At 35.6% G+C, this 13763-nt stretch carries 19 protein-coding genes; 8 read left to right on the top strand and 11 right to left on the bottom strand.

The genetic code is table 11. From position 1 onward, the window contains the following. Nucleotides 1-505, top strand: a 505-nt coding sequence (locus tag RT445_RS19375) for a DUF1697 domain-containing protein (RefSeq protein ID WP_313471339.1), incomplete at its 5' end; no start/stop codon positions are given. 29 nt (nt 506-534) lie between these two features. Further along, nucleotides 535-744, top strand: coding sequence for a hypothetical protein (locus tag RT445_RS19380; protein WP_312506166.1), 210 nt, complete (start codon nt 535-537; stop codon nt 742-744). Between the two features lie 189 nt (nt 745-933). On the opposite strand, the gene RT445_RS19385 is transcribed toward RT445_RS19380, so the two are convergent. The 3 genes from RT445_RS19385 to RT445_RS19395 all read right to left on the bottom strand — a co-directional run bounded on the left by RT445_RS19385 (nt 934) and on the right by RT445_RS19395 (nt 2831). Continuing rightward, a complete protein-coding gene (locus RT445_RS19385; RefSeq protein ID WP_312506165.1) occupies nt 934-1512 on the bottom strand; it encodes a hypothetical protein in 579 nt (192 codons plus the stop codon). Between the two features lie 726 nt (nt 1513-2238). Next, nucleotides 2239-2592, bottom strand: coding sequence for a hypothetical protein (locus tag RT445_RS19390; protein ID WP_312506164.1), 354 nt, complete (start codon nt 2590-2592; stop codon nt 2239-2241). Between the two features lie 44 nt (nt 2593-2636). Next, complete coding sequence (locus RT445_RS19395) at nt 2637-2831, bottom strand: hypothetical protein (RefSeq protein WP_312506162.1); 195 nt, start codon at nt 2829-2831, stop codon at nt 2637-2639. A 137-nt stretch (nt 2832-2968) separates the two neighbouring features. Here RT445_RS19395 and RT445_RS19400 point away from each other — a divergent pair, with 137 nt between their 5' ends. Beyond that, entirely contained in the window at nt 2969-3769 is an 801-nt protein-coding gene (locus RT445_RS19400; RefSeq protein ID WP_274796895.1) for an SDR family NAD(P)-dependent oxidoreductase, read from the top strand. A gap of 45 nt (nt 3770-3814) precedes the next feature. Here RT445_RS19400 and RT445_RS19405 read toward each other — a convergent pair whose 3' ends face one another. The 6 genes from RT445_RS19405 to RT445_RS19430 form a co-directional block, all read right to left on the bottom strand. Next, nucleotides 3815-4318 carry a DinB family protein gene (locus RT445_RS19405; protein WP_274796896.1) on the bottom strand — a complete coding sequence of 168 codons (504 nt, stop codon included), beginning with the start codon at nt 4316-4318 and terminating at the stop codon, nt 3815-3817. A gap of 41 nt (nt 4319-4359) precedes the next feature. Next, nucleotides 4360-4557 (bottom strand): hypothetical protein, encoded by a 198-nt coding sequence (locus RT445_RS19410; protein WP_274796897.1) that lies wholly within the window; start codon nt 4555-4557, stop codon nt 4360-4362. A gap of 121 nt (nt 4558-4678) precedes the next feature. Then, nucleotides 4679-5551, bottom strand: a complete 873-nt coding sequence (locus tag RT445_RS19415; protein ID WP_312506158.1) for a DMT family transporter — start codon at nt 5549-5551, stop codon at nt 4679-4681. Nucleotides 5552-5760: 209 nt separating this feature from the next. After that, nucleotides 5761-6210 carry a DinB family protein gene (locus tag RT445_RS19420; protein WP_312506156.1) on the bottom strand — a complete coding sequence of 150 codons (450 nt, stop codon included), beginning with the start codon at nt 6208-6210 and terminating at the stop codon, nt 5761-5763. Nucleotides 6211-6269: 59 nt separating this feature from the next. After that, nucleotides 6270-6815 (bottom strand): DUF7010 family protein, encoded by a 546-nt coding sequence (locus tag RT445_RS19425; RefSeq protein WP_312506154.1) that lies wholly within the window; start codon nt 6813-6815, stop codon nt 6270-6272. 595 nt (nt 6816-7410) lie between these two features. Further along, entirely contained in the window at nt 7411-7734 is a 324-nt protein-coding gene (locus RT445_RS19430; protein ID WP_312506353.1) for a cupin domain-containing protein, read from the bottom strand. A 608-nt stretch (nt 7735-8342) separates the two neighbouring features. On the opposite strand from RT445_RS19430, the gene RT445_RS19435 reads away from it, so the two are divergent. Genes RT445_RS19435 through RT445_RS19445 form a run of 3 tightly spaced genes read left to right on the top strand, consistent with a single transcriptional unit; the run spans nt 8343 to nt 10074 of the window. After that, nucleotides 8343-8819, top strand: a complete 477-nt coding sequence (locus tag RT445_RS19435) for a sigma-70 family RNA polymerase sigma factor (protein ID WP_312506152.1) — start codon at nt 8343-8345, stop codon at nt 8817-8819. A 2-nt stretch (nt 8820-8821) separates the two neighbouring features. Beyond that, nucleotides 8822-9802, top strand: a complete 981-nt coding sequence (locus RT445_RS19440) for an anti-sigma factor (protein WP_312506150.1) — start codon at nt 8822-8824, stop codon at nt 9800-9802. Next, nucleotides 9784-10074, top strand: coding sequence for a hypothetical protein (locus tag RT445_RS19445; protein WP_312506148.1), 291 nt, complete (start codon nt 9784-9786; stop codon nt 10072-10074). The genes RT445_RS19440 and RT445_RS19445 overlap by 19 nt, the downstream gene beginning before the upstream one ends. Nucleotides 10075-10179: 105 nt before the next feature. On the opposite strand, the gene RT445_RS19450 is transcribed toward RT445_RS19445, so the two are convergent. Then, entirely contained in the window at nt 10180-10641 is a 462-nt protein-coding gene (locus tag RT445_RS19450) for a DinB family protein (RefSeq protein WP_312506145.1), read from the bottom strand. Between the two features lie 150 nt (nt 10642-10791). On the opposite strand from RT445_RS19450, the gene RT445_RS19455 reads away from it, so the two are divergent. Next, on the top strand, nt 10792-11655 hold the full coding sequence (locus RT445_RS19455) for a PhzF family phenazine biosynthesis protein (RefSeq protein ID WP_313471342.1): 864 nt from the start codon (nt 10792-10794) through the stop codon (nt 11653-11655). Between the two features lie 108 nt (nt 11656-11763). On the opposite strand, the gene RT445_RS19460 is transcribed toward RT445_RS19455, so the two are convergent. Further along, nucleotides 11764-13203: an aminotransferase-like domain-containing protein gene (locus RT445_RS19460; RefSeq protein ID WP_312506140.1), complete on the bottom strand. Its 1440-nt coding sequence runs from the start codon at nt 13201-13203 to the stop codon at nt 11764-11766. A gap of 113 nt (nt 13204-13316) precedes the next feature. Here RT445_RS19460 and RT445_RS19465 point away from each other — a divergent pair. Continuing rightward, the coding region (locus RT445_RS19465) for a DMT family transporter (protein WP_313471344.1) at nt 13317-13763 on the top strand (447 nt) is incomplete at its 3' end.

Genomic DNA, 13763 nt, shown 5'->3' on the forward strand with positions numbered 1-13763 from the left:
CAATAAATTGAAAATGGCTGAATTAAGAGAAGCTCTTATACCACTAGGCCTGCAAAATATACGGACTTATATTCAAAGTGGCAATATATTATTTGAATCAAGTGAATCGGAAGTACGCTTACAGCAGCAAATTCAAGAAACCATCCAAACAGCTTTCAATATCTCAAGTATCGTGATGATTAGAACTGCCGAAGAACTGCTAGCCATCGTAAACAACTGTCCGTTTTCACCGCAAGACATAGCGGATGCAAGTGCTACAGCAACAGGGGAAAGTCTCCATGTCGCCTTACTGCCAATGGCACCTACGGAAGAGAATGGTGCTAAATTAGTAGCATATGAAAGTGAAAAAGAGCGTTGTATCATCAATGGCAGAGATGTCTATCTGTTATTTTACGATAGCATCCGTAATGCCAAGCTTAGTCAACAGCTGCCTAAACTGGAAGTACCAGCAACTGTTCGCAATTGGAAAACGATGATGAAGCTCGCTGCTATGGTGGATCAGTAAGAATTAATAAACAGTATTGGAGGGATAGGGTGAGACGAGATCAATTAAGTTATTTCATTTATCCAATTATCTATTTCATTGTAAGAACATTTAATCAATGGAGAAAAGATCAATCTATCACATGGACAGAAAATACGGTGACACTGATTGGAACAATGGTCATCATGTATGCTTTTATTTGGTTGTGGAATTGGTCAAAAAAGCCGTATCAATGGGGAAAGAACAAAAAGGAAACATAATACAGGAGAGCAAATTTCTACGCCCCTTGAAATGTTGCTCTTTGTAGCTGCTCAAAAAGTTACTTATCATTAATACATAAAAAAACTGCAGTGAAATGAATCACTGCAGCATAGAATTGGTTGATACCCTTTGAGGTTTTCATTAGTATTATAGCAAACTTCTTTTTTTCTGTATAGAAAACATTCCCTTTACATCATTTTTTGTAATGTTTGCATCATTATCTTATGGAAGTTTTCTTTATCCCACAATAGGAAGGTTCGCTGTTCACCCAATTCGTCTACTAATTGTTTTACAAGACAATAACCTACATAATAGGCTAGCCGAGTTGCTTGAAAATGCTGACCGCCATTGATGGAGAACCACTCTTTCCACACATAGGCTGCGTCATGTGTAGTTAAATCTATGAAAAATTGTTGAGCAATGGTCGATTGGTTCGTTTCAGCAAACTCCAGCCATTTTGGATCTTCTTCAAATGCAAAGTATTCATCTAATCTTGCCTGTACAACTTTTGTCGATAGATAAGTAGCGACCCCCTCCTGTAAAAGCCACGTAATAGGATGTACCCAATCAATTTTATCCCATTCAATCCCGTGCTTGTCGCTATACAAACAGTGTGCTACATGACCAAATTCATGACCGATAATAATGTTTAGATGTCGCTCATACTTAGGCATTTTCTCTAAGCAAAAAGCAACATCAGGGTTATATTGACGGTAAGTATTGGCATGCGCAAAATTTGATAAAACCGTAGATAACTGTATAAACATTTAACTTTTCATTACAACGATTCTCTATGTATTTTGTTAAAATAATACATTTATGTGTTATAATATGTATTATTTGTATTATTATACATGATGACCGCGGAAATGTATAATATAATAAAGAATGTGAGGTGTGCCTAATTGTATTTCTCAAATATCCAATTTTTAATGTTGGTATTTGCTTTTATTATTGTAGTTTTCAGTGCTATTAAGGTTTATCAAATAAGAAAGGAATATTTGATTAAGCAGAGGGAACTAGAGGCTGAATTCGAGAGAATCGAATTGGAGAGACAAAAAATAAAGGCAAATATAAGCGAACCTGAGAAAGCCAATAAATAAAATAACTTGCTTGTTTATACGCTATTTTATACATGCTTAAGCTAGTAATTTAACTAAGTGCTGTTAAATCAACAATGTATAAAAATAACCTGTAATCTAACTGAAAAGGCAGTAACACGAAGGGTTGGCCCTTTGTCGTTACTCCTTTTTAAAATGTTATGTAAAGTTAAAATGTATGAACGTGAATAAAACTTTTTTTGCAATGTTCTTAAAAAGTCCGAATAAAAACCAGTTACAATACGTTTTAAACGATTGTGCGAAGCGTAAGGGTACTCACATTTTAACACCTACAGTCTTAGTGGAGTACGTAGGTGCGAGTGGTAACAATATTACTTACTCAACACAAACAAAATATTCGTACCATTCATTTTGAAAAACAAGCAAAAGGTATTAATCCTTTTGCTTGTTTTTTTTATTGTGTTTGATTGTTAAATGTAATGAGAAACTTATCCCAACGATCATCATTACAGAAAAAACAACCGTGAACGTTTCTTTATAATAGATGGATGTAACAGCCATGACAATCGAACTAATGATAAGGGCTACACGTAATAATAGATCTGTTTTTTCACTTGGATTAAAAAAATCTTGAAGAATAGCAAATAAATAAGCTAATCCGAAAAATATAATGTACTCATAAACCAACACAGGCTTCACAGAATCGGGAATTCCTAAATACAGTAATTGAAATACGACAAGAAGCAATGCTACATATTTTAAATATTTATAGGAGTTTTTTGACAAATTATCACCCTTTTTTATAATAGATTAACATTATTAAACAAGTGTTAGTTATTTGTATAGGAGTTGATTTTTGGTTTAAAATCGTCTATTAAAATCTTTTTTAGAAGATGAAATGTAAGTAAGCCTGTAGCCATTATAGAGCCGATTGGGCGAACATTTCCTTCACTCGTTATACTGCCAACTTGTCCCGTTGCAAATATGTCATTGCCGTATACTTGGCAAATTTGTTTATTTTCCATCTTATCACCTCGTTATGTAAATTTTAACATAAAAGTCATCTGGTTCGCTTAAAACTTCAAGGATATTAGTTTAAAAATAAATAGTTTAATGTTAAACTATTTTACGTTACTAATGAGAGTAAATGGAGGAATGAAAGATGGATCGAGTAAAAAATAAAGTCGCCTTAGTGACAGGGGGTGCGTCTGGAATTGGTTTATCAGCAGCTACACTATTAGCTAAGGAGGGCGCAAAAGTGGTCATTGCTGATTTCAATCTAGAGGGTGCTAAAGAAGCAGCTGATGCTCTAGTAAAAGAAGGGTTTGAGGCGTCAGCGATTTTCCTTGATGCTGGGGATGCTTCATCGATAGAAGGAGCGGTGAATTTTACTGTTGAACAATATGAAACTTTAACAGTCCTATTTAACAATGTCGGTCTAACCAATTTAAAGAAAGATTTAGATGTGGTGAATATTGATTTAGATGAATGGGACCGCTTAGTCAATGTGAACTTAAAATCAATCTTACTTGGCAGTCGTTTTGCGATTCCGTATATGCAAAAAGCGGGTGGGGGCTCAATTATTAATACCGCTTCCATGGCAGCATTCGCAAGTGATCAAATACGTACAGCCTATGGCGCTACAAAAGCAGGTGTAGTGAATATGACGAAAAACATTGCCACACAATATGGCAAAGATCATATTCGTTGTAATGCGGTTGCACCAGGTCTTATTTTAACACCAGCTGCCAAAAATAATATGCCAGAAGAAATGCTAGCGATCTATTCCAAATTTAATGCGCTCCCATATCATGGGGAGGCCGATGATATCGGTCATGCAGTTGTATTTTTAGCTTCGGATGAATCAAAGTTCATGACGGGCCAAACATTACAAATCGAAGGTGGGCATTATCTCGCTAATCCAACAATAGCCGATACAAATAACTGGTTAGCCACGTTATAAGCTAGCTAAAAGAGGTTGTCTCCTAATGGACAACCTCTTTTTCAACTACATTTGCGGAGCTTCCAATCCATACTGTGCCCATTCCTCTTTTGCTGGACCGTAAATGCCTGGAACCGTTAAACCAGCCTGGCGCATTAAAACGGTCATTTGTCCACGGTGATGGCTTTGGTGCTGTAACAAAAATAACAGCAGGGAGCCGTTGGGCATTTGCTGGCCGATAAATTCAATCTTTTCCTTCATTGTCTCATCAGTCCATTGTGTTTGGATCGCGTCTACGAAGGCTTGACTGGCTTGAAGATAGCGATCTGCAATTAATTGTGCAGAAGTTGGAACAGGAAAATCTTGCGCAGGTGCTTCAAATGATAAATTCGTATTCGAAGTAATTATCCGAATAGCAGCGACGGTATGCCATGCTATACGTCCTAACGTCCAATTATCAGCAGTAATGACTTGATTAAGTGATTCATCCGTAAGTTGATTGAGTAGTTTGTGTGTAGCAGCCGCTTCAAAAGACCATGATTGTAAAAAATCCTCTACTGTTTGAAACATTAAAATACCTCCCAAAATATAGTAGTCTCATTTCTATTTTGCTATGTGTCCAAAAGAAAAACAAGATAATATATTGCATAAAAAGGTAGTGCAATTGAAAGCATGATATACATCGTCCATTCACCGACGGTTAGTTTTCTTTGCCATCTCGTTAATTTAAGCTGTCGACGATAGATCATACTAGCCAATAAAATTGTTATTAAAGAAAGATCCTTTACATTACCTAAAAAGGTTATCACAGTATCAGCTCCTTTAGGCTGTTGCAATATATGTGATGAGTTAAGTGAACATACCGATCTGTGACAGTTTTCATTGAACAAAAAAGTGCGTCTCTATCTAACATAGAAACGCACTAACCATTTATTCATCTCGAATAACAATAAATACTCCACTAAAAATAAAGAGGGAGCCTAACCAGAAGGACAGCCCAATAGTTTCTCCTAATAACAACCAGCCTAAAAAAGTGCCGACTATGGGTTGAAAGAAGAAAAATAAGCCGCCGCTAGAAGCATTCATTAACTGAAGCCCTTTATTCCACAATAAAAATCCACCAGCTGTTGACACAATGCCCAGATAAAGCAAGCCCCCTGTAATCGTTGGCTGCAATACAGTTGTTAAATCTAACTCTTGTAACCTAGGAAGGACAAAAGGTGTTAATAGAATAACAGCAATCATCGATGAATAGGTTGTCACAACCATTTGAGAATACTCGCTCGGTACTTTTTTCACTAACACAGACATCAATGCCCAGGTTAAGGCAGCAATTAGTAAGTAGAGTCCACCTAATTGCTGCGTGACGTCGATTTGCCCATTGCCCACGATAATCCCGACACCAATCGTTGCGAGGACAATAGATATACATTTTTTGAGCGTTATACGTTCCTTCAACATCAAACGTGCAAAGACAACCATAAAAGCAGGAGTTGTCGCTGTAATAATCGCGCCCATCTGAGCAGTAGATAGCAAGGTACCCATTTCTTGCGTAACAATTGAAATGGTATTGCCAATGAGGCCCACAAGAAAAATGACTAGCCAATCTTTTTTAGCAATTTTCCACGATTGCTTCATCATGATGCCAATAATGCCTAGTGCCACCACCGCAATTAAATAACGAATCCAAACAAGCTCCAATGGTGGCACAACATCCACCACTACTTTAACTACTACATACATGGCGCCCCATATACTCGCTGCTAGCGATAAAAAGCTAGCGCCGATCACTTTATTTCTCATGTTTTTTCCTCCGTTTTCATAGATCCCTATGCCCTTAACGGAGAAAAAGCTCTTCTACCGTTAAGGAAGAAGAAGTCCTGGTACGTCCTGTTCAAATAATGGAGCAAACATCATATCAATTACACCATCCTATTTTTCATTTTTTACTTAGTATAATGGAATACGTCTTGTTTTCATAGTGTTCGGGAAAATGCACCTTTGTAACTTTATTAAAATAATGGCTTTGGAAATCCATTCAGGTGAGCAATAATTGAGATTTGTCCAACATGGTATGCCTCATGTGTGTAAACATGATGAAACAACCACTGAAATGTTGGGACTGAAGGTGGCGTCCAGCCATCAGAAAACCTTGGTACTTCTACTAATGCATTAAGTTCTGATTGGTCCAATGTATGGAGAATGTCATCCGTATAATTTCTAATTTGAATATAGCTATCTAGTAGTTCTTTAGGCGAGCAATCCTCATGAAGATGTAATATACAACTCTTCTTAAGGCCAATTTCATTTACCCAATAGTCCTCGCTACTTGCTATATGAGAAATAATCCAAGCTAGATTATTGGGATAGCCATCTGATGTCTTAAACCAAAATGCCTCATCAAGTTTAGTTAGGTAAGGTATTAACGTTTTTCTAAGATCATTCCGATATGGAAACAGCAAAAAAATCAATCCTTTCAAATATTGATAGTAGAATAAAAAAATCACCTACTAACAGGTGATTAATTACGACTGCCTTTAAGTTCTCTTCCAATGAATAGAACACCCATTCCATACACAATAGAAATAGCTAAAGGTACAAGAGTGAAAGCATGTTCTACAAAGAACCCACCAAAGATGAGAGCAGAAAAACAAGCTCCTAACGTAATGAATAAATAAGCTTTACTTTTATAAATCCATAAGTAAGGAAGAAAATGAGAGCCTGCAAGTAAACCAATGGTGAAAGGAAGGTAGTCAGGTATTTTCATATACACAAGAATAAAGACAGGTAGATAAAATGCTTGAGGAGCGGCAACGATCCCTCCTAAAGTACCTAAAGGGTTACCAGGAACGTTTAAATTAACACCAAGGATTTTACTAATGAAAAACCCAATAGGAAAAATCACACCTAAGCCAAATATCCAAATTAAACGAACCACTTCTATTGGAAAAACAAAAGACATAAGGGTGAAAAGTAAAAAGACAAAGGCACCAGCAAGCAAAATAGGAAATCCTTTTTTCGCTTCAACGATCATTTCATGTTGTAAATGTACAAGTGTTTTATTCATAAACGACCACCTTTCGTATCAATAAAATACCACTATAATATACCAGTATTACACTATTTTTACCATGGATGATTTATGAATGGAAATTTTGTGATTACTTTCTTGAAAGAAAATATGCACTGTTTATCCCTCTGATATGTAAAAATAAACTGCTAGGAGATAAATGCAGATATAAAAGACCGCAATTAATTTATACATTGATGAAGAATAGTATTTATCAAAACTAGAGGGAAGCAATACCACAATTGAGAGTATTACAATCAAGATATACAAAGGACTATATGTCAGTTGTGAAAGTAAAGTAGTTATAGGTTGTTCTGTTATATCAGTCATATTGCCTCCAAATAAAGAAACGAACTCCATTCATTTTAACAGTATTTTATTTAAGTGTTATTGGTAAATGTAGGGGATAGGATATAACTTTGTAAGAAAATTTTACTGAACAATAAGAGGAAAGAAACTATTTAGGGTCACCTTGGATAGTGGTGACCCTAAGTAACATTTGAGGAGGCAGTGACATTCAACCACCACCACAACCAAAAAAGTACGTTCGATACACTTTGTATAATAATGAAAAAGGGACAAAATAAATGACTTACAAATTTCCTTTAATATCGTTTTCTTTTGTTTCAAAGCATAGATTGACTGTTCTGCCAGTTGAACGTGTTCTATGCTGGGTGAAAGCTGGCACTTTAAATATTTCACCTGGAAGTAGAGAAATAGTTTCGCTATTTTTTAAATCAATAAATAACTCTCCCTCAAGAACCATAAATAATTCATCTGTGTCATGTTCATGCCAATGATATTCTCCATCTATAACGGCTATTCTTACCACATGATCATTTACTTCAGAGACTATAAAATTTGTATACTCTGAGATATCAGAAACTGTTTGTAGTAGATTTATTTTTCCAGGCATTGGGTGCATAAATTAGCTCCTATCAATAATAGTTATTATTGGAATTTTACAAGATCAATATTAAAAGCACAATAATATCCTAACATTTTTCTTATAGAGGCATGTTATGGGCCATGATTTGTGATTTCGCTAGATTTGTAATGGTGGGGGTACAAATGCTGGCAGCGGTTACGCAGAATTATAGGGCATATATAAGGGTAGTTACTGGAAAGAATATTTTTTAGTCCATTCCAATCAGCCTCTGTTTTTTAACTTTTTTTCCGTTTCCATACCCAAACTGAAAACAGAGAAAACCATACAAAAGAAAAATAATATTTGTGCGAATTTGTCTGCAGTCCAATACCCTAAAAAATGCATGAAAACAAGGATGACAAATAAAATTGTTGAAACAATATGCGTATAGAAACGTACATTACTAGACATATCTTACCTCCAATTTATGTAAATTATTTGCATTTCAAGGTTAACATAAATTGATCTATTTCAATAGCCCTTTACCATTATTGAATGCTTCATGAACTTCTTTAAGGTAATATTTATAATTATTTTTATATTTTTTGCAACCTTTTTTTGCCTTTAAACGAGGATAGGTTGAAAGGTGGGAAGAGATGGAACTTGAAACAATATATATCACCTATATGAATGATATATATCGCTATTTATATTCACTTACCAAAAATCATAATGCAGCTGAGGATTTGCTTCAGGACACATTTACAAAAGCACATATCACTCTTCTTGGACAAGAAATTCAAGACATTAAACCTTGGCTTTTTAAAGTTGCTTATTATACATATATCGATCGTACTCGAAAAGAAAAGCGATATATTACTTCTGACAATGTCGATCAAATTCATTCAAATACACCGGAACAAATCATTGTTGAACAAGATGCTTATCAAAAATTATTAAAGCTACTAGAACAAATTAAACCAATCGAGAAACAAGTTATCTTGTTATGTGATGTGCATGACTGTACGAATGAGCAAGCTGCAAACATTTTACATTTAAATTTGAATACAGTGAAAAGTCATCTAGCGCGAGGACGTAAAAAAATGCGTGCACTGATTATGAAGGAGGAATAGAGTTGGATTCTTATAAACAATTATTACAACAAGCAAAAGATAGTAATGATAGAGATGCACCTTCTACAACTAGTATAAAAAAAGCCATTGCATCATCGAAGTGGAAACTAATTTTAACCACGCTGACAATTGCCCTGTTAATTGTTCCTACTTGTTATATGCTAACGTTTCTGTATTATGCTTTTGGTACGAAATCGACAACATTAATGGATGTAACAAGCCAAACACTTTATGTAACAGAACCAAATACAACATTAGAAGAACTGGAATTCGATATGGATTTTTCACTTTTTTCGATGGGCTTATCATTTGAGCAATACAAGCAAATAGGTGATGAGGTTTATCCTATTAAACATTATGATACTCGCTTTATGCTGAATGATTTAGTAGAAAAGAAAATATCTTCTAAACTGGAAAAAACATATCCTAAATACCCAACGGAAACGAATCAGTGGCTAGTTCATCCTCAAAATCGAGCAGAGTTTAATTCAACGGAGGAACGACAAAAATTAAAAGGATTACCAAACGAGACCGTTGTGGAAGCATATATTTCTTTAAACGATTTATATACGGTGGATGAAGTGATAAAGCAAATGCCGAAAGTAGACGTTACATGGGCAGCAATTTATACCGGTGTAGAAGACACTATGCTTAGTGCTAAGGGGAATGTTGTATCGCCAATTGGCTATCCAGTACAACCAGATCAGACAAATTGGTCGCCATTTAAAGGTTCTCCTTCTCATGAAAAAACTTTTTTATCCATCTTACGCTTTCTAGCTAACTATGAAGAGACTGCAACGGCTGTTTCTCCACATAAAAATCTTGAACTTAAAGAACGAATCCATTATTTAGAACAACACGACATGAAAACGTATGCTGTTGTCATTACAGGTCCTAAAGCTGAAATCGAACAGTTACAAAATAATACAATGATTAAACATGTAAAACTTGGGGAGGTTAAATTATGGAATTGGGTGCATTAACAAAACAGTCCATTTTTAATGTCTTTGGCTGGGCTAGTGTTAGCTTTGGCTTGTGGACACTTATTATGATAAATAGTTGGATTATCATAGGTTATCATACGCCATTTGCTAGTCAAAATTTTATTATCTTAACATTTATTTTTGGTATTCTTGCTGTCCTATCAAAATCTAGCCGTTCACTTGGGAAGTGGGGTATCTTTCTCGGCTGCTATCTTGTCGTATTTATGACTGTCATATTTATGGTTGGATGGGCGATTACACCTTTTCCTTAAAGAGAGGAATTCTTTTTAATGAAGCCCAGGTACTCAATTATTTGAGCCTGGGCATTTTTCTGTCGTTTAATGAACTTAGTAGGCCATTGTGTCACAGTAAGATGGCTATTTTTTCATTTTACGTATATATACAAGTTGTCCGATATGGTATGCATTATGAGTCGCCGCATTCGAAATGATTGCCCACCATTCTGCCTTTACAGGATAGCCATTTACAATAGATAAAAGCTGCTCTTCCTCAATGAGCTCTTGCCATTGGAGTAGTATTTGTAACAGCTTTTCTTTTAATTCAGAGAAGGTCTTCTCATCTCTAATGGTAAAAGTGTCATCGTTATTCGTCTTTGCACTGGCATTAACTTGATTTTCCTTATACCGTAATTGCCATGTTTCATTCCAATAAATTAGATGTTGGACAATTTCTGCAATACTATGGCTGTACTCATCAGGTTTCCAAAATGCTTCTTGTTCAGTTAGTCCGTCAACAGCTTCATCGAATGAGATATACCAACTACGATCATTCGCATTAGCTAGTAGCTGATCTAACAATATCGTCTTCGCATTCATCATTCACTTTTCATCTCCTTTATTTTTAATATATCATTCTTCTAAAGCAGAGGAAATAAGTACTAAATTCATAGGGCTCTTATTATTTGATTGTAAAGTAATCATTCCTTCTATAAAGTTAAGGAATAAGCAATAGTACTAGTAAAGGAGAAAATGGATTTGTTATATTATGTTATTGATGCTTTTACAGATATACAGTTTGGTGGGAATCCTGCAGGTGTAGTAATTTATGAAGATTTAAACGAAGTGTTTATGCAGAAATTTGCTGCAGAAGTTCGTTTTTCAGAAACAGCATTTATTAAGAAAATAGATAATAAAAATTTTGATATCAAATTTTTTACACCGACAGCACAGGTTGACCTTTGTGGACATGCTACGATTGCATCCTTCAAAGCCCTATTGGACAGCCAACTGATTGAAGATAATCATACCTATTTTATGAAAACAAGGGCAGGTACCCTTTCGGTAGAAGTAAATCAATCCTTTATTAGGATGGAGCAAGCGGAACCTAAGCTAGGAAAAATATTTAATGATTATCATTCTTTATCGAACCTTTTCAATATCGATACAAATGAAATAGGAGATAAAACTTTTAATTTAGTACCTCAAGCTGCGAGCACAGGTCTTTGGGATATGATGCTGCCAATAAAAACAAAGGAAGCCCTGTATGCTTTAAATCCTGATTTTAAAGGACTTGCTGACTATGCAAAAATAAATAATATAGGTGGATTTCATGCCTTTACGCTAGACACAGAAGAAGGAATTGGAGAGAGTCGAAACTTTTGTCCACTCTATGGAATTGATGAGGAAGCTGCCACAGGTACTTCAAATGGGGCATTAACCTATTATCTTTTCAAGAACCATGTTTTAAATGATTTTAACAAAGAGTACACATTCCTGCAGGGATATAGTATGGGAAGACCTTCTACTATTATGACAAAATTAGTTAATGAAAATAATCCTAGAGTTATAGTCGGTGGGAATGCCGTTATTTTGACAAAAGGGAATCTTTACTAATCACCAAAAAAAGATGAATCAACAAAGCTACTTTATCTAGGAAACGTAGAAAGGGTCACTGGTTAAAGTGACCCAAAGTTAAATTAGAAAAGTATAAAAAGGTAGCCCCTACGATTGCTTTTCATCCAACCCCTCGTTTAGAGATTGTGCCACAGCCACAAACCTTTTTATCCCTTCACTTAATTGTTGTTCATTTACATAAGAATAGCTTAAACGTATCCAGGATGATTGTTGTTTTAATGGATCGCAAACTTGACCTGGCACAAAGGATATCGATTGTTCGATACTTTTTGTTAATAATAATTCAATTGGAAGATGATCTGGGAGCTGCACCCATAAATTAAGACCACCTTTTGGACTGACCCATTGCCAATCTGTTGTTGCTAGCTCTTTTTCCATGATTTCCTTTCGAATCTGTAGGGCAATTCGAATTTTCTGCAAGTGCTGCTGCATTCTTAGTGATGTAAAGTAATGAAGAAAAACTTTTTGATTGAGAAGTGGTGAGCCATTATCAGCTAGTGATTTGACTGTTAGTAGTGCATTCAGTAAGGATGATGGACAAATAACAGCTGCAATTCTCAAGCCAGGTGAAATATATTTACAAAAGCTACGGATATAAATGACGGTCCCACCAGTATCATATGTGTAAATCGGTGGTGGTGGGGTATGATCAAAATAGATGTCGTGATAGGCATCGTCCTCAATGATTAGAAATCGGTATTGTTCAGCTAATTCAACGAGTTTTTTACGCTGTTCAATGGGAACAGTATAACCAGTTGGATTATGGAATGTCGGGTTGAGATAAAAAAGGAGCGGTTTATATTGTTTAATATAGGTTTCAACCTGCTCTAAATCATACCCGTCTGGATGGATATCAACCGTCACAATGTGTGCGCCTTGTGCTCTAAAACTATCAATCGCTGCACTATAGCTTGGACGTTCAAATAAAACGACGTCGCCTGGTTGAATAAACGCTTGAGCGATTAAGTGAATGGCTTGCTGTGAGCCAGAGGTGATTAACAGATTACTTGCATGGATGTGAGTTTTATATTGATTGATAAAATATTGAGCGAGTGTTTCACGTAACTCCAAATCACCTTGCACCGTAGAGTAGGTTGCAAGTACTTTTGGATAAAGGTCAAACACTTTTTTTACATATTCTGAAAAATAATGATTCGGCAAAAGATTGGGATCAATTAACGCCTGAGAAAACTGATAGGAAACGGGTGTTTGATGGATTTCAGATAAATGATTTTTTTGTACATAGGCAGAAACAATTGGATTATCCAGGTTTAGGGACTCAAGATTTTTCTCCCCATTTGATTGGACAAAATAGCCTGCCTTATCTTTTACATAAACTTTGTCATGCTGTTTCAGTAATTGATATGCCTTTAAGACGGTTAATCGATGCACATTCATTTCACATGCTAATTGCCGTACGGAGGGAATCTTTTCGTGTTCTTTCCATTCGTTACGTTCTATTCTGTGAAGGACATAATCGTATACTTTCTTAAAAAGATAGTCTTCATTTCGAATTGCTTTCCTCACATCGATTCCTCCTTTTCAAAACGATTGTACCACGCCCCACTCGAATCTGTTCTATCTTATTCAATCTGTTCTATCCTCTGTCTTTTATGATAGAAAAAGAGGAGGAGTTTTATATGGTTATGATTAATTATTTTTTTATGTGTTTGATTTTTGGAACAACATTTTTAGCGATTAAAATTGGTGTTGATGCAGGCGTGCCTCCATTTTTATCAGCTGGACTTCGTTTTTTCTTTGCTGGTTTGCTACTATTTAGTTTTATGAAGTGGAGAAAAAAAACGGCAATAGGGTTATTATTTCGGAAAGAAGTGTTTTTTACAGGACTAGGTTTAACTTTTGGGACGTTCGCCACATTGTACTGGGCAGAACAGTATGTGACATCAGGGATTGCAGCGGTCTTATCTGCTACTGGGCCAATGATGATTATCATTATTCAGACTTTCCTATTAAAGCAAAAAGGAAATCGGCTATCCTTCATTGGTTGTATCGTCGGAGTCCTTGGTGTCATACTCTTAATCTTACCTAGTTTTTCAATTGAGATTAGTCAATTCTGGATGATAGGT

Source organism: Lysinibacillus sp., from assembly GCF_032093475.1.
GTDB lineage: Bacteria > Bacillota > Bacilli > Bacillales_A > Planococcaceae > Lysinibacillus > Lysinibacillus irui.